The 17691-nt window shown below is 67.9% G+C and carries 20 protein-coding genes and 4 pseudogenes; 8 read left to right on the forward strand and 16 right to left on the reverse strand.

All coding sequences use genetic code 11. From position 1 onward, the window contains the following. Positions 1-110: 110 nt before the first annotated feature. The 6 genes and pseudogenes from KIV56_RS04010 (at position 111) to KIV56_RS04035 (ending at position 3595) form a co-directional block, all read left to right on the forward strand. Positions 111-398 (forward strand): hypothetical protein, encoded by a 288-nt coding sequence (locus KIV56_RS04010; protein ID WP_281535241.1) that lies wholly within the window; start codon positions 111-113, stop codon positions 396-398. Positions 399-505: 107 nt separating this feature from the next. Continuing rightward, on the forward strand, positions 506-676 hold the full coding sequence (locus tag KIV56_RS04015; RefSeq protein WP_281535242.1) for a hypothetical protein: 171 nt from the start codon (positions 506-508) through the stop codon (positions 674-676). Positions 677-899: 223 nt separating this feature from the next. Beyond that, positions 900-1481 carry a DivIVA domain-containing protein gene (locus tag KIV56_RS04020; protein ID WP_281535243.1) on the forward strand — a complete coding sequence of 194 codons (582 nt, stop codon included), beginning with the start codon at positions 900-902 and terminating at the stop codon, positions 1479-1481. Next, positions 1399-2193 (forward strand): hypothetical protein, encoded by a 795-nt coding sequence (locus KIV56_RS04025; RefSeq protein ID WP_281535244.1) that lies wholly within the window; start codon positions 1399-1401, stop codon positions 2191-2193. Before KIV56_RS04020 ends, KIV56_RS04025 begins: the two co-directional genes overlap by 83 nt. Positions 2194-2246: 53 nt before the next feature. Further along, the gene (locus KIV56_RS04030; protein WP_281535245.1) at positions 2247-2516 is read left to right on the forward strand and encodes a hypothetical protein; all 270 of its coding nucleotides are present in this window, start codon (positions 2247-2249) and stop codon (positions 2514-2516) included. Positions 2517-2544: 28 nt separating this feature from the next. Continuing rightward, a pseudogene (locus KIV56_RS04035) lies at positions 2545-3595 on the forward strand (AI-2E family transporter). A gap of 18 nt (positions 3596-3613) precedes the next feature. Here KIV56_RS04035 and KIV56_RS04040 read toward each other — a convergent pair. The 9 genes and pseudogenes from KIV56_RS04040 to rpsB form a co-directional block, all read right to left on the reverse strand. Continuing rightward, positions 3614-4339: an alpha/beta hydrolase gene (locus KIV56_RS04040; protein WP_281535246.1), complete on the reverse strand. Its 726-nt coding sequence runs from the start codon at positions 4337-4339 to the stop codon at positions 3614-3616. Positions 4340-4370: 31 nt separating this feature from the next. Then, a complete protein-coding gene (locus tag KIV56_RS04045) occupies positions 4371-4673 on the reverse strand; it encodes a hypothetical protein (RefSeq protein WP_281535247.1) in 303 nt (100 codons plus the stop codon). 61 nt (positions 4674-4734) lie between these two features. Beyond that, entirely contained in the window at positions 4735-5418 is a 684-nt protein-coding gene (locus KIV56_RS04050) for a lytic transglycosylase domain-containing protein (RefSeq protein WP_322140146.1), read from the reverse strand. Between the two features lie 54 nt (positions 5419-5472). Then, a complete protein-coding gene (locus KIV56_RS04055) occupies positions 5473-6021 on the reverse strand; it encodes a DivIVA domain-containing protein (RefSeq protein ID WP_281535248.1) in 549 nt (182 codons plus the stop codon). Between the two features lie 70 nt (positions 6022-6091). Next, positions 6092-7123, reverse strand: coding sequence for a phosphatidate cytidylyltransferase (locus KIV56_RS04060; RefSeq protein ID WP_432432597.1), 1032 nt, complete (start codon positions 7121-7123; stop codon positions 6092-6094). Between the two features lie 16 nt (positions 7124-7139). Further along, entirely contained in the window at positions 7140-7694 is a 555-nt protein-coding gene (frr, locus tag KIV56_RS04065) for a ribosome recycling factor (RefSeq protein ID WP_281535249.1), read from the reverse strand. A 91-nt stretch (positions 7695-7785) separates the two neighbouring features. Beyond that, entirely contained in the window at positions 7786-8502 is a 717-nt protein-coding gene (gene pyrH / locus KIV56_RS04070; protein ID WP_134532307.1) for a UMP kinase, read from the reverse strand. Positions 8503-8628: 126 nt separating this feature from the next. After that, positions 8629-9457 (reverse strand): annotated as a pseudogene (gene tsf, locus KIV56_RS04075) (translation elongation factor Ts). 10 nt (positions 9458-9467) lie between these two features. After that, positions 9468-10373: a 30S ribosomal protein S2 gene (rpsB, locus tag KIV56_RS04080; RefSeq protein ID WP_281535250.1), complete on the reverse strand. Its 906-nt coding sequence runs from the start codon at positions 10371-10373 to the stop codon at positions 9468-9470. A gap of 344 nt (positions 10374-10717) precedes the next feature. Between rpsB and KIV56_RS04085 the strand changes: the two genes are divergently transcribed. Continuing rightward, a complete protein-coding gene (locus KIV56_RS04085) occupies positions 10718-11425 on the forward strand; it encodes a M23 family metallopeptidase (RefSeq protein WP_281535251.1) in 708 nt (235 codons plus the stop codon). On the opposite strand, the gene KIV56_RS20195 is transcribed toward KIV56_RS04085, so the two are convergent. The 4 genes from KIV56_RS20195 to KIV56_RS04100 all read right to left on the reverse strand — a co-directional run bounded on the left by KIV56_RS20195 (position 11410) and on the right by KIV56_RS04100 (position 13946). Further along, on the reverse strand, positions 11410-11955 hold the full coding sequence (locus KIV56_RS20195) for a tyrosine-type recombinase/integrase (RefSeq protein WP_432432598.1): 546 nt from the start codon (positions 11953-11955) through the stop codon (positions 11410-11412). The two genes, KIV56_RS04085 and KIV56_RS20195, sit on opposite strands and share 16 nt — an antisense overlap. A 6-nt stretch (positions 11956-11961) precedes the next feature. Then, positions 11962-12396 carry a site-specific integrase gene (locus KIV56_RS20200; RefSeq protein WP_432432599.1) on the reverse strand — a complete coding sequence of 145 codons (435 nt, stop codon included), beginning with the start codon at positions 12394-12396 and terminating at the stop codon, positions 11962-11964. After that, positions 12393-13319 carry a phosphodiesterase gene (locus KIV56_RS04095; RefSeq protein WP_281535252.1) on the reverse strand — a complete coding sequence of 309 codons (927 nt, stop codon included), beginning with the start codon at positions 13317-13319 and terminating at the stop codon, positions 12393-12395. Before KIV56_RS04095 ends, KIV56_RS20200 begins: the two co-directional genes overlap by 4 nt. A gap of 69 nt (positions 13320-13388) precedes the next feature. Further along, positions 13389-13946, reverse strand: a complete 558-nt coding sequence (locus tag KIV56_RS04100; RefSeq protein ID WP_281535253.1) for a DinB family protein — start codon at positions 13944-13946, stop codon at positions 13389-13391. 185 nt (positions 13947-14131) lie between these two features. On the opposite strand from KIV56_RS04100, the pseudogene KIV56_RS04105 reads away from it, so the two are divergent. After that, positions 14132-15560: pseudogene (locus tag KIV56_RS04105) on the forward strand (pyridoxal phosphate-dependent decarboxylase family protein). A gap of 183 nt (positions 15561-15743) precedes the next feature. Here KIV56_RS04105 and dprA read toward each other — a convergent pair. The 3 genes and pseudogenes from dprA to KIV56_RS04120 form a co-directional block, all read right to left on the reverse strand. Then, positions 15744-16799 carry a DNA-processing protein DprA gene (gene dprA / locus KIV56_RS04110; RefSeq protein ID WP_281535254.1) on the reverse strand — a complete coding sequence of 352 codons (1056 nt, stop codon included), beginning with the start codon at positions 16797-16799 and terminating at the stop codon, positions 15744-15746. Between the two features lie 229 nt (positions 16800-17028). Then, the gene (locus tag KIV56_RS04115) at positions 17029-17301 is read right to left on the reverse strand and encodes a hypothetical protein (protein WP_281535255.1); all 273 of its coding nucleotides are present in this window, start codon (positions 17299-17301) and stop codon (positions 17029-17031) included. Between the two features lie 115 nt (positions 17302-17416). Next, positions 17417-17515, reverse strand: a pseudogene (locus KIV56_RS04120) (ATP-binding protein); the annotation flags it as partial. Positions 17516-17691: the final 176 nt, after the last annotated feature.

The following is a 17691-nucleotide window of genomic DNA, read 5'->3' on the forward strand; positions in this document are numbered from 1 at the left end:
GCATCCGTGGCCCCTTCGGCAGGTTGCGGCGCGGGCCGCGCGACCTGCGCAGGTGGAGAAGCGCCCACAGGTACAGGATGAGCCCGATCAGGGCGAGGATGGCGCCGCCCATGATCAGCGGGCCGGCCCAGGGGGTCGAGTTGTCAACGGGCCAGGTGATGCGTACCGTCGACGGGGCGGGATTGGTGCCGTCAGAGGCGACGATCATCGAAATGCCCTCCGGCAGGTTCACGGTCGCAGTGAGCTCCTTCGTGCCGGTGAATTCCTCGAGCCAGAGGTCTGAGCCCGCCGGATTCTTCACGGTCGCGGCTGCTGCAGGCGCCGTGCCCGCCGGAACGTCGGCCTTTGCGGCGACGATGTCGCTTCGGAGGCCGGGGTCCTTCTCATCGGTCGCATGAATGCTGACGTACGCATGTCCGGCCAACCACGCCTTCACATCCGCCGTGCGCCCATACGCCGCGAACACGGTGTCCGCCCCTGACAGGGTCACGGTCTGAGCGCCCGGATGTTCCGTGAGCGCGCTGGAATCGATCACAGCGTACGGAGCATCGGCGGCAATGGTCGCGCTCAGGCTGCTCGTCGCGGGTTCGAGGAAGACCGTCCGCTGGGCAATGCCGAGGACGATCATCACGCCCGCAAGAACGAGCGCCACAATGGCAAAAAGAAAACGCACTGATACCCTCCTGTGTCGCCAGCCACTCCGCACACACGGGTGTTCGAACCCGGAGCGGGTCCGGGGAGCAGCAGACAGGACATTCCACGATACTGTCTCGTCCTGAAAGCTGCCTAATAGACCCCTGTAGACGGTACGCGCAACTGATGCGTCAACCCACTAAAATTATCATGGCCCCGTCGGCCGGACTAAATGCGGGGTCAGAGTTCCAATACAAGGAGATAGCGTGGCGATCGACGAAGCTGATTTCACCCAGGTTTTCCGTGGGTACGACAAGGAAGAGGTCGACAGGGCCATTCAGGGTCTCCGTCGTGACCTGATCCAGGCGAACAGCCAGGGTACGGAAGCCAACAAGGAAATCAAGCGCCTCACCGCGCACATCGACGACCTGAACGCCGAGATCGAAGAGGTCGGCAGCCCCACCTTCTCCGGACTCGGTACCAAACTCGAGAACACCCTGCGGGTCGCCGAGGAACAGTCCACCCGGGTGATCGCCCAGGCGGACATCGACGCTGAACGTCTCCGTGCCTCCGCCGCGAGCGAGGTCGACACCCTGCGCCGCGAAGCCACCGAGCGCGCAGACCGGGCCCTCTCCGACGCGACGGTCAAGGCCAGCCGTCTCCTCGACGACGCCCGCGCCGAAGCCGACGACCTGCTCGCCCGAGCCCACGACGACTACACGACCGTCACCGGCGACGCCGTGCAGGAGGCGGCCGCCATCCGCGGTGCCGTCGCCACCGAAGCCGCGGAGCCTCCGGGCGACCGTCAAGCGCGAGGTCGCCGCCATCCGCTCCGAAGCAGAGCGTGAGGCCGCGGAGGTCCGCGTCGTCGCACAGCGTGAGGCAACGGATGCCCGTGAGATCGCTGCAGGACTGACGCGCGAAACCGAACTCACCCGCGCCGAGGTGGCCCTCGATCTCGACCAGCAGCGCGCCGACCTGGCCAGGGAGACGGAACAGGCCCGCATCGACCTGACCGCCGAGACAGGCCAGGCGCGCTTCGACAGCGCCCAGGAAGCCGAGCAGGCCGCGATCGACCTCGCCCACCTGACCGAGCAGACCCACGCGGCGCTGGCCGCGGAGGTGGACCAGGCCCGCACCGACCTCGCCCGCGAGATCGACCAGGCCCGCATCGACCTCGGCCTCGAACGCGAACAGGCGCAAACCGACCTCGCGCTCGACCTCGCCCGCCAGCGCGCCGCCCTCGCCCAGGAACTCGAGAAGGCACGAGCAGGCTCAGGCCGCGAAGGCCGAACAGGCCGCCGCCGACCTCGCCAGGGAGAACGAACAGGTTCGCGCGGACTTCACCGCCGACGGCGAACAGCTCCGGATCGACCTCGACAACCAGCTCACGGCCGAGCGCAAGCGCGGCGAGCACGAGCAGGCCCGTTTGCGCCGCGATATCGACCAGACCCGCGCAGACCTCGACGTCGAGCTCAAGGCCCGTCGCGACGAGGCGGAGCAGGGACATCTGGCCCGGCACCAGGAGGCCGTCGCCCAGACCCAGAAGTTCCTCGATGACGCCACGAAGCAGCTCGCAGAGACCAACCAGCGCACCCTCGAGCCTGCGCGCGTTGAACGAGCAGCTGGACTCCGGCGCCCGCGCAGAGGCCAAGACGGCCCGCCTGGCCGCTGAGGCCCACGCCGAGCAGATCGTTCAGGACGCGGAAACGCGAGCCACCGCGCTCGTCTCCGAGGCGGAGAAGCGGACACGCGCACTTGTCGCTGACGCGGAAGAGCGCCTCTCCCAGATTAGGATTGAGCGCGACTCGGTCGCCGGCTACTTCGAGAGCCTGCGAGGCCTCCTCACGCAGGCGGAAAAGGTCACAGCACTGGACGATTGAACACCGCCGCCACTCCGAGGAGATCCCCGTGAAAATCCAGAACGCATTCCGCCTGGGCCTGATCGGAACCCTCGGGGTAGGGGTCGGAATACTGATCCTCAGGCTCGATTGTCAGCCTGTCGACGATCATCACCTACATCGGTGCCGCGCTGTTCATCGCGCTCGGACTGGACCCCTCGGTGTCCTGGCTGGAGAAGAAGGGCTTTCCGCGGTGGGCGGCGATACTCGCCGTCCTGATCGCGGTGATCGGGGTGCTGACCGGGGTCATCTTCGCGATCGTTCCGATCATCGTCGACCAGATCACGAAGCTGTCACAGGCGATTCCGGAACTGGTCAAATCCGTCAACTCCTCGACGTTCCTGTCGGACATCCAGAAGCAGTTTCCGGCGCTTCCCGTTTCCGGAATCGTGAAGTCGATCACCGACTACGTGAGCACCAACGTGACGACGATCACCACCGCGATCATCCAGTCCGGGCTCGCCGTGGTCAGCGGGCTCTTCGGCGCCCTGATCATCGTGATCCTGTCGCTCTACTTCACGGCCTCGCTCCACAGCCTCAAGACCGCGACATACCAGTTGGTGCCCGCGTCGAAGCGTGAACGGTTCGCCGACCTCAGCGAGCAGATCACGACGTCCGTCGGTCGCTTCGTCGTAGGGCAGGCCGCTCTCGCCTCGTGCAACGGCGTGCTGAGCTTCACGTTCCTGTCGATCATCGGCGCCCCCTTCCCCGCCCTGCTCGCGGTGATCGCTTTCCTGGGGTCGCTGATCCCCCTCGTCGGCACCATCAGCGGTTCCGTGATCATCGTGCTCGCCTGCCTGATCCCCGGCATCGGCAGCTCGACCCTCACGGCCCTGGTCGCGGCGATCTACTACATCGTCTACATGCAGGTCGAGGCCTATGTCCTCAGCCCCAACATCATGCGACGCGCTGTGTCGGTACCGGGCGCCGTGGTCGTCGTTGCAGCACTCGCGGGCGGGTCACTGCTCGGCATCCTCGGCGCGCTCATCGCGATCCCGGTCGCCGCCGCGGTGATCATGATCATCAAGCAGGTCGTGATTCCCCGCCAGAACGAGCTCTGACCGGGGCTCGGACGTCGCTCAGTCGAGCCACTCCGTCGGAAGCGGTGCGGCCGCCGGGTTCACGACGGAGACGATCTCGTTGAGGATGCGCTTGGTCTGGGTCTCCCCCACCCACAGGTGCTTGCCTCCGTCGACGCTGATGAACAGGGTCTCGGGGACGCTCCTGAAGCGTTCCCTCGCGGCCTCAGGTCGCAGGTAGTCGTCGTGCTCCGGGATGATGGCCACGAGGCGGCGCGAGTTGCCCGCCCAGGCCGCCAGTTCCGCATCCGTCGCCCGGTGCAGCGGCGGGGACAGCAGGATCGCTCCGACGATCGGATGCTCGAGGCCGTACTTGATCGCGAGTTCGGTGCCGAAGGACCAGCCGACCAGCCACGGGTTGGGGAGCTTCCTCTCAGCGACGAACGCCATGGCCGCAGCGACGTCGAGCCGTTCGGCATTGCCGTGGTCGAAACTGCCGCCGCTCGTGCCGCGCGGTGAGGTCGTCCCCCGGGTGTTGAACCGCAGCACGGCGAGGTCCGCGAGGGCAGGCAGGCGCCCTGCGGCCTTGCGGAGGATGTGGGAGTCCATGAAACCGCCGTGAGTCGGCAGCGGATGCAGCGTCACGAGTGTCGCGACCGGCTCGCGGTCGAGCGGCACGGCCAGTTCCCCGACCAGGGTGAGGCCGTCACTCGTGTGAAGCTCGATGTGCTCGCGGCGGGCGGGCAGCTCGATGCCGCCTCGGATCTCGGTCACGGTCGAACTCACGGTGTCTCCCTCGTGCCGGTATCGCCCGGCATCATCTGATTCTCCAGCAGTGACTGTGCCAGTGCCGGCGCCCGGCCAGGTCTGCCGCCTCGCCCATGAGCCCATCGGCGCGCCACGCGACGAGGTGGGGAGTCTTCGGGGCGATCTCGAGATTGCACCCGGGGCAGACGTAGCTCTTCGTCGCCCGGATCGCCGTCACCGGCTGAACGGTCCAGAGACCGTCGCGTCGTTCCTCGGTCCGACGCCAGCCCGCCCGCATGCGGTCGAGAGTCTCGTCATCGCCGGAATCGTCCGAACCGGGCCTGCGGCCCCTCGGATGATTGCTGCGTGGCATTGGGTCAGTCTACGTCGCGTCGGTGGGCGCGGCGAAGCCGGCCCTCCGGGAGCGGGGGCTGCTAGTACCAGCCGGAGTCGACCGAGTGCGCCCAGGCGCCGCACGGGGTGCCGTAGCGGCCCGTGATGTAGCCGAGGCCCCACTCGATCTGGGTGCCGGCGTTCGTGGCCCAGTCGGCACCGGCAGACGCCATCTTCGAACCGGGAAGCGCCTGCGGGATCCCGTAGGCCCCGCTGGGGTTCTCCGCGGTGACGCGCCAGCCGGATTCCTTGTTCCACAGGGAGACGAGGCAGTTGTACTGGTCCCCGCCCCAGCCGCGCGAGGCTACGGCGCCGGCGGCGTACTCCTGCGCCGAACCGGGGCTCGCGACGGCTGCCGTCGGTGCCGAGGAACTCGAGCTTGACTTGGTCGACGATTTGGCAGCGACCACGACGGGTACCGGGACCGGGACCGGCTTGGGCTTCACGGTGACGGTGTACGAGTCACGAACGATCGTGTTCGCATACGTGCCGTTGACCTGGACCACTTGCGTGACCTGGCCGGCGAAACGGCCGCCGGCGGACTGGTAGTACGGGGACGCAGTCGCGCCGGAGTAGGGATCGACGATGGTCACGAGGACGAACGCGGCGGCAGCAGTGAAGGCGAAGACGAACAGGAGGCGGGCGCGAGGTCGGGGTTTCTTGACCCTCCGAATGATCGGAGTGGTGGTATTCCCGGACTCAATTACGCTTAGGTGTCTTCCCACGATTTCTCGAGCCTAACCCAGATTCCGGATAACAGCCAGATAACGGTGCGTGATTCACCGAACGGCGAGCATGACGTCGACGACGTTGTCGAGCACGACATCGACCTGCACTTCGCGATATCCCCCGCGTTGCGGACGAAAAACGGCCGACCGAACGTCGTCCGCGGTGATCGGGAATCCATCCTCGAAGTACTTCACAAGCTTGTTCGCGAACCGGTCGACATCCGCTCGGTTGTACCCGACGCTCAGGAAGCTGACCCGGCTGAAACGGTGGCCGGCCGGGCGTCCGAGTCGGTTGACGAGCTCCTGTGCGCGGTCCCTGGCTCCTTCGAGCCAGGCCTGCTTGCCGTGGGCTCCCGACGCCCGCTCGCGATCGCGCACGGCGAAGGCGTCCTCGAGGCGTTCGAGGGCAGCGTCGACGTGCGCAGACGAGTAGCCGCCCTTCTGCATCGAGAATGCGGTGTGGCGGATGCTTTCGGCCGTCAATGGTTCGGAGTCGTCGGTCGCATCGTACGCACGACGCGCACTCGCCAGAAACTCGTCGACCTGGGTGACGTTGTAGCCGAGCGTCTTCTTGCCGGCCCGGGGGAATGTGGTGCTCACTGGATCATTCTGCCCCACGGGGACGCCGCTGTCGAAAGCGTGCCCCCCACCGGGGGGTGCTTTCCACTTGTCAGCGGAAGATGAGATACAGCGCGTACGTTGCAGCCGCCGAGGGAAGAATCGAGTCCATTCGGTCGAGGAAACCACCGTGGCCCGGAAGCCAGGAACTCATGTCCTTGATGCCGAGGTCGCGCTTGATCAGAGACTCCGCGAGGTCGCCGAAGGTGGCGCTCAGCAGGATGACGAGTCCGAAGACCAGGCCGAACCACCAGGGTTCCCCGATCATGAACAGGGACAGCACCACACCGACGATCAGGCACGCCAGTCCGGCGCCCGCGAACCCTTCCCAGGTCTTCTTGGGACTGATCGTGGGCACCATCCGGTGTTTGCCGAAGGACAGCCCGCTGGCATACGCCGCGGTGTCGTTCGAGATCACCAGCAGCAGGAAGGCGAGGGTCCACCACTGCCCGTCGGGCTGAGAGACGAGCAACACGGCGAAACTGCCGAGAAACACGACATAGGTCTGGATGAAGAATCCGGCCCCGATGTCACCGAACACTGAGCGGGCAGTCCCCCGGTGCGCGGGACTGAGCAGCAGGAACACCCGCCAGAGACCGATGAAGAGGATTCCGGCGAGGGTGACGAGGAACTGGCCGCCCGCTCCCCAGTAGAAGGCAGCGGGGACCACGGAAATCGCTGCGATGACGACGGCGACACGCGGCACGTTGCGGCCGGACTGACGAAGTGCCTGAGCGAGTTCGAAGGCCGTGAAGCCGACGAACGCGGCGGCGCACACCATGAACAGCTCTTTGATGAAGATCAGGCTCACCAGCATGAACAGGCCGAGCGCGAGGCCGATCAGGGTCGCCAGGATCAGGTTGCGCCCCGTTCGCGCGGCAATCCGCTCGTTGGTTGCGTCGAGCTGCGCCCGCGTCGCCTGCATCTGGCGTTCGATGTCTGCACGGGTCGACTGCATCTGGCGTTCGATGTCGTTGCGGGCTGCGTGCACCTGGGCCCGGAATTCCGAACTGCCGGCCCCGTGGGGTCGTTTGGGTGGTACCGGCACAGTGTTGCCGGTTTCGTCGCGTGGCTCGTGCGTCATGACGCTGGCTCCGCCCTTAAATCTCGAGGAGTTCGGCCTCTTTGTGCTTGAGAGCGGTGTCGATCGCGTCGACGTGAGTCTTCGTGATCTGCTCGAGCTCCTTTTCCGCCCGGGCCACATCGTCGTCACCGACTTCGCTCTTCAGCGCATCGAGTTCGTCCTTCGCCTTGCGGCGCAGGTTGCGCACGGAGATCTTGGCATCTTCCGCCTTGGTCCGCACGATCTTGACGTATTCCTTGCGGCGGTCGGCCGTGAGTTCCGGGAGCGTCGCCCGGATGACGTTGCCGTCGTTGCCGAGGTTGGCGTCGAGGTTCGGAGTGTCCCGAATGGCCTGCTCGATGTCGCGCAGGGCACCCTTGTCGTACGGTCCGATCAGGAGCGTGCGCGCTTCGGGGTTCTGCAGGGATGCCAGCTGCTCGAGGGGTGTCTGGGATCCGTAGTAGTTCACCATGATCTTCGCGAACATCTGCGGGTTCGCCCGTCCGGTGCGCACGGTCCCGAAATCGTCTTTGGCGGCTTCGAGGGCCTTGTGCATTCGTGCGCTTGCATCGGACAGAACATCCGCGATCACGGTAACTCCTTCGTTGAGGCTTCGACCTGGGTGATTTCGACCTGCTGGCTGAGACCTGAGGCCGTTTCGACCGCAGGGGACATCGACAAGTTTAGTTGGAGACGAGGGTTCCCAGATCGGCTCCGAGGATGGCGGCGGTGACATTGCCCTGTGGCGCCATTCCGAAGACCTGCATCGGCATCCCGTTGTCCATGCAGAGGCTGAAGGCGGTCGAGTCGACGACCTTCAGGCCGCGCTGCAGGGCGTCCTGGTACGTGAGGTGGTGGATCAGTTCCGCGTCCGGGTTGGTGCGCGGGTCGTCAGAGTAGACGCCGTCGACGCCGTTCTTGGCGACGAGGACGATGTCGGCGCCGATTTCGAGGGCGCGCTGCGCCGCGACGGTGTCCGTGGAGAAGTACGGCAAGCCTGCCCCGGCACCGAAGATGACGACGCGTCCCTTTTCGAGGTGGCGCTCGGCCCGCCGCGGGATATACGGCTCGGCGACCTGGGTCATCGCGATCGCGGACTGGACCCGGGTCTCGGCTCCCGCCTGTTCCAGGAAGTCCTGGAGGGCGAGGGCGTTCATCACCGTGCCGAGCATGCCCATGTAGTCGGCCCGGCCTCTGTCCATTCCGCGCTGGGATAGTTCCGCGCCGCGGAAGAAGTTCCCTCCGCCGACGACGACGGCGATTTCCACGGTCTGCGCCGCCTCGGCGATCTCCCGGGCCAGTGAGCTGATCACATCCGGGTTCACTCCCAGGCTTCCTGCGCCGAACGCTTCGCCGGAGAGTTTGAGAAGGACTCTGCGCTTCTTACCCGAATCTGACATGCCCTGGGGGTCCTTCCGTTGTGCCTGATCTAAAACTACTGTGTGCCGACTCAGTGCGGACACAGCAATGGAGACCGGCCTGCTCGCGCAAGCCGGTCTCCATCATTGGTACTGCGAGCCTATTGCCTAGGCGCCGACCTTGAAGCGGGCGAATCCGGACACCGTGAGACCGGCGTCCTTCAGCACCTGAGCGACGGACAGCTTGTTGTCCTTCGCGTAGTCCTGCTCGAGCAGGGCGACCTGCTTGAAGTAGGCGTGGATGCGGCCTTCGACGATCTTGGGCAGTGCCGCTTCCGGCTTGCCCTCGTTCTTCGAGATCTCGGTGACGATGCGGCGCTCGGCCTCGACGAGGTCCGTGGGGACGTTCTCGCGGTCGAGGTACTCCGGGTTCGCGAAGGAGATGTGCTGGGCGACGCTGCGTGCGGTGTCAGCGTCCTCTCCCGAGTAACCCACGACGACGCCGACCTGCGGGGGCAGGTCCTTGCTCGTCTTGTGCAGGTAGATCGCGAACTTCTCACCCGTGACGGATGCGACGCGACGCAGGCTCGAACTTCTCACCGATGATCGCGGCTTCGCCGTCGATCAGTTCGGCGACGGTCTGGCTGCCGGCGGGGGCCGCGAGGCCTTCCGCGACCGAGGTGGCTCCGGCAGCGGCAACCGCGTCCAGAACCTTCTCGGCGAGAGCGCCGAACTTGACACCCTTGGCGACGAAGTCGGTCTCGCACGCGAGCTCGATCAACGTTGCGGTCGTGCCGATTTCCTTGGCGGCGACGAGGCCCTCAGAGGTGGAACGGTCAGCGCGCTTGGCGTTGCCCTTCGCACCCTTGAGACGCAGGATCTCAACGGCCTTCTCCATGTCGCCGTCGGCTTCGACGAGGGCGTTCTTGGTGTCGACCATGCCCGTACCGAGGCGTTCACGGAGGGCTTTGACGTCTTGCAGGCTGATGCTGGCCATACCGGGTTCCTTACTTGGTTTCTTCGGCGGGAGCTTCGGTGGCAACAACGGCTGCCACGTCGGCTGCTTCTTCGACGACCTGCTCGGTGGCGACGGTTGCGTCGGCGACCTCAGCGGTCTCGGCAGAGGACTGCTCGGGGGTGGCGTCGGTTGCGGCGACATCCTCGGTCTTCAGCAGTTCGGCTTCCCAGGCGGCGAGGGGCTCGATTTCGGCCTCCGGCTTGGCGTGGCGCTGGATCAGGCCTTCGGCTGCGGCGTCCGCGATGATGCGGGTCAGCAGGCCGACGGAACGGATGGCGTCGTCGTTGCCCGGGATCGGGTACTGCACGTCGTCGGGGTCGCAGTTGGTGTCGAGGATCGCGATGACGGGGATGCCGAGCTTGCGGGCTTCGTCAATGGCGAGGTGCTCCTTGTTGGTGTCGACAACCCAGAGCGCGGACGGCGTCTTCGTGAGGTTGCGGATACCGCCGAGGCTCTTGTGCAGCTTGACGAGCTCGCGCTTCTTGATGAGCATTTCCTTCTTCGTGAACCCGCTCTTGGCGGTGTCCTCGAAGTCGAGCTCTTCGAGCTCTTTCATGCGGGCCAGACGCTTGGAGACGGTCTGGAAGTTGGTGAGGAGGCCACCGAGCCAGCGCTGGTTGACGTACGGCTGGCCGACACGGATGGCCTGCTCGGAGATCGATTCCTGCGCCTGCTTCTTGGTGCCGACGAAGAGGATCGTGCCGCCGTGGGCGACGGTCTCCTTGACGAAGTCATAGGCCTTGTCGACGAAGCCGAGGGACTGCTGCAGGTCGATGATGTAGATGCCCGAGCGCTCCGTGAAGATGAATCGCTTCATCTTCGGGTTCCAACGGCGGGTCTGGTGTCCAAAGTGCACGCCGCTGTCGAGCAGCTGGCGGATGGTGACGACGGCCATGAGCCGTACTCCTTGTCCGGCGCGCCGCGTACGCGGCAAAACGCCAATCGGTTCGTGTCCTGATCGGTCGATCACGACTCCTGGTGCCCGGCGCACCTCCGCCTGGCTTCCGAGGAAGCCGGACCGAATGGAGGTGGTGGCCGAATGGGCACGCGTAGTCAGCGCACGAAGCGCTGCTGCCATAACTTTAGCACCCGGCGAACCCGGTTCCCGCCAGGTCTCGACCGTTCCGATGAGTGGATGTCCCCCTCGGCCTGTCCTCACCAGCCGGCGCTGTTCTCGACTTCTGCACCACCCGCTGCGAGCGGGCCCGACGCCCCCACCGAGTGCCGGAGTCTGGGCACATGCCGATTCACCGCCGCACCGCAGTCGCCCTGGTCGCCGCCCTCCTGGTCTCCTTCGCCGTCGCACCAGCGTCGGCCGGTCAGGGCGAACCAGTCGCCGAGCGAGAGTCGATGCAGAACCCGGCGGCGACGCCGAGGCCGACGGAACCGGTGGCGTGGGCATGGCCGCTCGCTCTGCCGCATCGCGTCCTCCGGGAGTTCCGTGCGCCCGTCTCGGAGTACGCCGACGGGCACCGCGGAATCGACCTGGCCGCGCACGCCGGCGACCCGGTCTATGCCGTCGCGGACGGTACCGTGACCTTCGCCGGGATCGTGGTCGACAGACCCGCGGTCTCCCTCAGCCACGGCGACGGCCTCGTGTCGAGCATGGAACCCGTCCTGGCGCTTGTCGCGGCCGGGGACGCCGTGCGGCGTGGCCAGCTCATCGGCCGGGTCGCGACAGGTGGCCACTGTGGTGACGGCTGCCTGCACCTCGGGGCACGAACCTCCGGCCGGTACGTATCGCCGATGCGGTACCTCGGCGGGGTCCCGCACGCCGTGCTGCTTCCGGCCGAGTCGGCCACCGTGCTCAGGCAGCGGCAGGATTCCCGTCGCAGTGCGCGCGATCAAGAATTGTGGCGCGCCGTGCTGCAGGAAGACGGGCTCGAGAAAGACGGCCACGTGCAGGACCCACTCCGGGGAATCGGCGGAGGTCAGGCCCGCGGGTGAGCGTTCTGGTAGCTCTGCCTCAATCGTTCCGCAGAGACATGCGTGTAGATCTGGGTCGTGCCGAGGCTCGCGTGACCAAGCAGTTCCTGCACGGCGCGCAGGTCGGCCCCGCCGTCGAGGAGATGAGTGGCCGCGGTGTGGCGCAAGGCGTGCGGCCCGGCGGGCCCGTTGCCTGGAATTTCGGCGAGGAGCCCGGCGACCAGGCGGTACACCGCCCGCACTCCGATGCGACGTCGGTGGGTCGCGAGGAACAGCGCGGCTGGGCGTCCGGCCGGGCCCGAAACGGGGCCCGCAGGAGTGCTCCCGTCGGGTTTCTCCACTGCCGTGAGCAGCAGCGGGCGGGCACGGTCGAGGTAGGCGACGAGTGCGCGCTGGGCAGGAACGCCGAAGGGAACGACACGCTCCTTGGAGCCCTTGCCGGTGACCCGCACGGTGAGCTGGGCGAGATCGACGTCGGGAACGTCGAGACCGACGAGCTCGGACACGCGCAGCCCGGAGGCGTAGAGCAGGCTCGACGATGGCCTGGTCACGCAGGCTCATGCGGACCGCCGACCCGGGCCCGCAGGCTCGAGATGATCGAGGAGGGCCTGCATCTGCGCCCGGTTGATCACCCGGGGCAGGGTTCGACCCGGTTTGGGCGACCGCAGGCGTACGGCCGGGTCGAGGGGGCTCACTCCGGTGCGGGTCAGCCAGGCCGTGAAGCTGCGGGCGGAGGCGGATCGTCGTGCGATCGTCGCCTTGGACAGGCCGGCCTGGGTCGCCACCCACAGCCAGTCGCGCAGCAGGTCGAGGGTGAGGCCGTCGGCGTCGCAGACCGCGCGGCCCTCAGCAAAGGCGAGAAGACCGCGGAGGTCTGTGCGGTAGGCGCGGACGGTGTTCGGCGAGAAGCCGCGCTCTGCGGACAGATACACGGTGAAGTCCTCAAGCAGGGCGTCGAGGGGCATCCGCCCGCCGCCCGCCACCGCACTCACGCCTGGCGTGAGAAGGCCTCGGTGCGCTCGTCGGGGCTCATCGCTTCGATACGGGCCAGGAACGCGGAGTCGAAACGGGTCGCCGGATCGAAGTCGCCGAGCACGACGTGGGAGTGCACGATGCTCTCCGGGTACACATGCACGAGGTTGATCGATTGGCCGCCGCGCACGCCCGTGAGTTCCCTGGCCGGCGCGCTCGGGTCGATCGTGTAGCAGGTGGCCGCGGCGACCGAGACGGGGACGCCCGCGAACATCCCTGTCGTGGCGTAGTGCAGGTGCCCGCCGAGAATGCCGCGGATGTCGCTTCCGGCGACGACCTCGGCCAGGCCGGCCTGGTCCCTGAGCTCGAGCAGGCTCATGAGGGGCACCATGGTCGGAATCGGCGGGTGGTGCAGGGCGAGGAGCGTGCCGTGCGGGGCCGGTTCGCTCAGTACCTCGGCCAGCCATTTCAGCTGCCCCGCGGTGAGCATGCCATGGTGGTAGCCGGGAACGCTCGTGTCGAGGACGATCAGGCGGAGTCCGTCGAGATCGTGCACCGCGTCGACGGGTTCGGCGGCGGATGCCCCGTACCCGGTCTCGCCGAGCAGCTCACTGCGGAAGGGCGCCCGTTTGTCGTGGTTTCCCATCACCCAGACGACCCGGGCGCCGAGCCGATCGGCTGCGGACTCGACGAGGTCCCTGATGCGCCGATAGGCAGCCGCTTCGCCGGTGTCGGCGATGTCACCGGTGAAGACAAGGGCGTCGATCGGCTGCCCCGAGCGTTCCAGCTGGGCGAGGGCTTCGTGCACGGGAGTGTCGGTGTCCACGGTGCCGTACAGGGGTTTGCCTGCGCTCAGGAAGTGCGTGTCGCTGATGTGCGCGATGACGTGGCTCGCCGGTCCGTACTGGCCCAACTGGATCTGGCCCATTGGAACACCGCTCATGGCTCACCCTTCGTCCGCTCCAGACTAGGGCCTGGCACCGACACAGCATCGGAGCCCCGGCCGCGTCGATCAGTCCTGCGGGTCTTCCCCGACGCTGCCGTCGGTTCGCTCCCGCAGCAGGTCGAGGTGACCGACGTGCCGTGCGGTCTCCTCGACCAGATGGATCAGGATCCAGCGCAGGCTGAAACTGCGGCGCACCGAGACGGCGTCGAGTGAGACGGCCGCCGCGATGATCGCGTCGCAGCGACGCGCCTCCGCCGCGTAGTCGGCGAGCAGCTCGGCCATGGTCACTTCGGGTGGCACGTGGAACTCGCCGTCGGGATCCTCGTCACTCCAGTCGAAGGGCAGCCCCTCCTCTCCGGCGAAGACGTCGCGCACCCAGGAACGCTCCACATTCATGAGATGACGGACGATGCCGTGCGCGGTCATTCCGGTCGGAGTGGCGACGGACCGGAGTGCTGCGTCGGACGCATCGCCGACTTTCCAGGCGACGAGGTCCCGCTGACGCCGCAGGAACCCCGATATCGTCGTGCGTTCGTCGCCGAAGTGCGCGGCTTCGGTGACTCCGGCGCGCATGCCGTTCTCACGGCCGGAGCCGTCACGTCCGGGATCTGAGTACTCGGTCATGCCCCCTGTCTACCCTGTTCTCCCCCGTCAGTTGGGCATACCTCCTTCAAATTCTGCCCGGCGAGATCGTCAGCCGCGGAATTCCGGGACTCCGTTTCGGTGAGCCGGAAATTTGCAGGAGTCATGCCCGACGCCGTTGCGGGCACGGACTGTTCGGGGTGGACGGCCGGGACTAGCATGGCCCCATGTCAGCTCAGCCCGGCGCATACGACGAGGCACTGGGGCGGGCCAGGGAGCACGCGCTCGCGTGGCTCGGTTCGCTCGGCACCCGCCCGGTGGGGCCGCGCGCCGACGCGGATACTCTCGCGGAACTGTTCTCAGGACCGCTGCCGGAGTCCCCGACCCCCGCGGCATCCGTGGTCGATGAGCTGGCCGCCCTCGCCGAACCCGGGTTGATGGCCATGCCCTCCGGCAGGTTCTTCGGCTGGGTGATCGGCGGGACCCTTCCGGCAGCGCTGGCCGCAGACTGGCTCGTCAGCGCCTGGGACCAGAATGCCGCCATGCGCTTCGCGACGCCGGCCACTGCCGCTGCCGAGGAGGCCGCCGGAGCGTGGGTGCTCGATCTGCTGGGGTTGCCGTCCGGTTCCGACGTCGGATTCACCACAGGGGCCACCATGGCCAACTTCGTCGGGCTCGCTGCCGGGCGCCAGTGGGTGCTCGAGCGGGTGGGCTGGAACGTCAGCAGGGACGGGCTGTCCGGTTCGCCGCGCGTGCGGGTGTTCGTGGGTGAGGAGCGGCACGCGGTGATGGACCTCGCGCTCCGGTACCTCGGCCTCGGCGAACCCATCGCCGTTGCGGCCGACGCGCAGGGCAGGCTGGATCCCCGCGCCCTGGCGGCCGCGATGCAGGACGGCGAGGGTCCGGCCATCGTGTGTCTGCAGGCGGGGAACCTGCACTCCGGTGCCTTCGATCCGATGACGGCGGCGATCCGGGTCGCGCGGGAACACCACGCCTGGGTGCACGTGGACGGCGCGTTCGGTCTCTGGGCCGCGGCGAGCCCGACCTACCGCGGGCTCGTGGCGGGCGTCGAGAGGGGCCGACTCGTGGGCGACCGACGCGCACAAGACCCTCAACGTGCCCTATGACTGCGGGATCGCGATCGTCGCGAGTCCGGCGACGGTCCGGTCCGTGTTCGGCGTGCACACGAGTTACCTGCTTCAGCCGGCGACCGACGGCCCTGGCGATCCCTTCGAGAAGGTGCCGGAGTTGTCCCGCCGGGCCCGCGGCATCCCGGTGTGGGCGGCGTTGCGGTCGCTCGGGCGATCCGGCACGATCGACCTCGTCGAACGCCTGGCCGGTCACGCCCGTTCCCTCGCCGAGGGCCTCGCGCACATTCCCGGCGCCGAGGTCGTCAACGATGTGGTCTTCACCCAGGTGTGCGTGAGCTTCGGCAGTGACGCCCGCACGCGGCGCGTGACCGAGCTGTTACTCGGCCAGGGCACCACCTGGATGTCCGGTTCCGTCTGGCGCGGGCGCGCGGTCCTGCGCATCTCGGTCAGCAACTGGTCGACGGATGCCGCCGATGTCGCTGACTCCCTCGCGGCCGTGCGGCGGGCGTGCGACACCGCCGGCCACGACGGCGAGGAGACGCCGGCCGGCCTGTACCAGGGCTGACGGTTTCGCGGCAGGCCGATTTCGGGGCCGGCCAGCGGCTGTCCGTTCCGCCGCAGCCATCGCGGCAGCGGCCGTCGGTTCGGCCGCAGGAATCTCGGTAGCGGCAGTCGGTTCCGCCGCAGGCAACGCCGCAGCGGACACCGGCCGACACCCGCGGTGATCCACCGTCGTCGTCTGGCCGACTCAGGCGTTCCGCACCCAGCCGGTCGAACGCTCGCGCGCCGCGCCTTCAAGTCCGAGGGCTCCGAGCGCGGCACGCACGGACATGGTGGAGAGGCCGGCGCGACGGGCGAGATCGCCGATCTCGCGTGGAGACCGGCCGCTCAGGGCGTCGAAGACCCGCACCTGTTCGCTGGTGCGCCCGGTGCCCTCGATCCCGTTCTCCGGCTCCGGGAAGTCGAGCGGCACCTGGACCAGGTGCTCGGCGACGAGCTCCGCCATCTCTGCGGCCGTCGTCACGCAGACGGCGTCGTACTCCCGGATCAGCCGGTGGCACCCGGCAGAGGCCGGTGAGGTGACCGGGCCGGGCACGGCGCCGAGCGGCCGCCCGAGGGTCGCCGCATGGCCGGCGGTGTTCAGCGACCCGGAGCGCCACCCGGCCTCCAGGACGATCGTGGCGAGGCTGCTCGCCGCAATCAGACGGTTCCGCTGCAGGAACCGCCACTTGGTGGGCGCGGCCCCGCACGGAAGCTCGGAGATGACGGCGCCCTCCCCCGCGATCCGCTCGAGGAGGTCGACGTGCCCGCTCGGATAGGGGCGGTCCACTCCCCCGGCGAGAAACGCCACCGTTCGGCCACCGCTCGCGAGCGCGGCTTTGTGCGCCATCCCGTCGATCCCGTAGGCCGCACCACTGACGATCGCGAATCCCCGGTCGACGAGGCCGGCTGACGCTTCCATCGCGACATGCTCGCCGTAGCGGGTGGCGGCCCGGGCTCCGACGAGGGCGATCGACCGGCCGAACGCGCCGAGGGCATCCGCCGGACCGCGCCACCAGAGGGCGAGTGGGGCGTGAGCGCCGAGGTCGTCGAGTCCGGCCGGCCAGTCGTGGTCACCGGGAATGGCGAGCCGCGCCCCCGATCGGGCTGCCTGCCGCAGCGCGATCGTGACGACTACGGGATCGAGCCGCGGACGCCAGCGCTCGAGGGCGCGGTCGATTCCCGCGGCGGCGACCGTTCCCTGCTCCACCCCGACGGCGAGGAGCTCCCCGGCGACGCGATCGTGCGGCCAGGCCTCGATCACGAGTCGCAGGGCGGGGACGGCGCCGAGCGCCGCAACGAGGAGGCCCGCGGTTCCGTCGCCAGGTTCGCTGATGCACGACCAGGCCGCACGCGCGTGCAGGCTCGGCGGCGAGTTCTGTCGTCAGGGCGGCCCCGGGTGGGCGTACGCCGGCCGCGAGGTCGATCATCGTGGTCTCGTCGGGTTCGAATGGCATTGTGCGTGTCGTCCTTCCGTCGGTGGATGTCCGGCTTCAGCCGGTGCGCAGGTAGAGCGCCTGCCCGAGCTCCTCAGTGCCTGGCCGATCGGCGCCCTCGAGATCGGCGATAGACCAGGCGATGCGGAGCACCCGGTCGTAGCCGCGCATCGTGATGCCGCCGCGTTCCAGTGCCCGGTCGAGCGCGGCCGTCGTCGCCCGGTCCAGGCGAAGCTGCCGGCCGCGGAGCCACGACCCGGGCACCGTGGAATTGAGCGACCAGGGCGTGCCGGCGAGGCGCTCGCGTGCGGCGCCTCGGGCCCGGGCCACGCGTTCCCGCGCCGCGGAGCCTGGTGAGGCGGGGCTCCTCCCCGGCGAACCGCAGCTGGGCGGCCGTGATCCGGTTCACGTGCAGTTGAATGTCGATCCGGTCGAGCAGCGGCCCGGAGATGCGGGCGAGGTATCGGCGCCGCGCGCTCGGCGGACACGAGCACTCGAGTCCTGCAACGCCGTACTGCCCACACGGGCACGGATTCGCGGCCATCTTATGAATACAAGAATTAAGTGTCAGAGTGTCGATTTTGGCCTGGCTCGTGAATTCGGCTTTGTCTCACTGTAGAAACTCACATGGCCCTCAAAGTGCATCTGAGAGTTCGATGATCCCCGCAGCACACCCACGTCCACATCGCCGTCGACCCGAACGACACCTACCCCATGAAA

Source organism: Cryobacterium breve, from assembly GCF_027594785.1.
GTDB classification, from domain to species: domain Bacteria; phylum Actinomycetota; class Actinomycetes; order Actinomycetales; family Microbacteriaceae; genus Cryobacterium; species Cryobacterium breve_A.

What these genes read in the sequence shown, in the direction of transcription:
- KIV56_RS04085 (WP_281535251.1), top strand. Translation starts at nt 10,718, where the DNA reads ATGCCGATTCACCGCCGCACCGCAGTCGCCCTGGTCGCCGCCCTCCTG.
- KIV56_RS04045 (WP_281535247.1), bottom strand. Translation starts at nt 4,673, where the DNA reads ATGCCACGCAGCAATCATCCGAGGGGCCGCAGGCCCGGTTCGGACGAT.
- KIV56_RS04010 (WP_281535241.1), top strand. Translation starts at nt 111, where the DNA reads ATGATCAGCGGGCCGGCCCAGGGGGTCGAGTTGTCAACGGGCCAGGTG.
- KIV56_RS04015 (WP_281535242.1), top strand. Translation starts at nt 506, where the DNA reads ATGTTCCGTGAGCGCGCTGGAATCGATCACAGCGTACGGAGCATCGGC.
- KIV56_RS04060 (WP_432432597.1), bottom strand. Translation starts at nt 7,123, where the DNA reads ATGACGCACGAGCCACGCGACGAAACCGGCAACACTGTGCCGGTACCA.
- KIV56_RS04095 (WP_281535252.1), bottom strand. Translation starts at nt 13,319, where the DNA reads ATGAGCGGTGTTCCAATGGGCCAGATCCAGTTGGGCCAGTACGGACCG.
- pyrH (WP_134532307.1), bottom strand. Translation starts at nt 8,502, where the DNA reads ATGTCAGATTCGGGTAAGAAGCGCAGAGTCCTTCTCAAACTCTCCGGC.
- KIV56_RS04100 (WP_281535253.1), bottom strand. Translation starts at nt 13,946, where the DNA reads ATGACCGAGTACTCAGATCCCGGACGTGACGGCTCCGGCCGTGAGAAC.
- rpsB (WP_281535250.1), bottom strand. Translation starts at nt 10,373, where the DNA reads ATGGCCGTCGTCACCATCCGCCAGCTGCTCGACAGCGGCGTGCACTTT.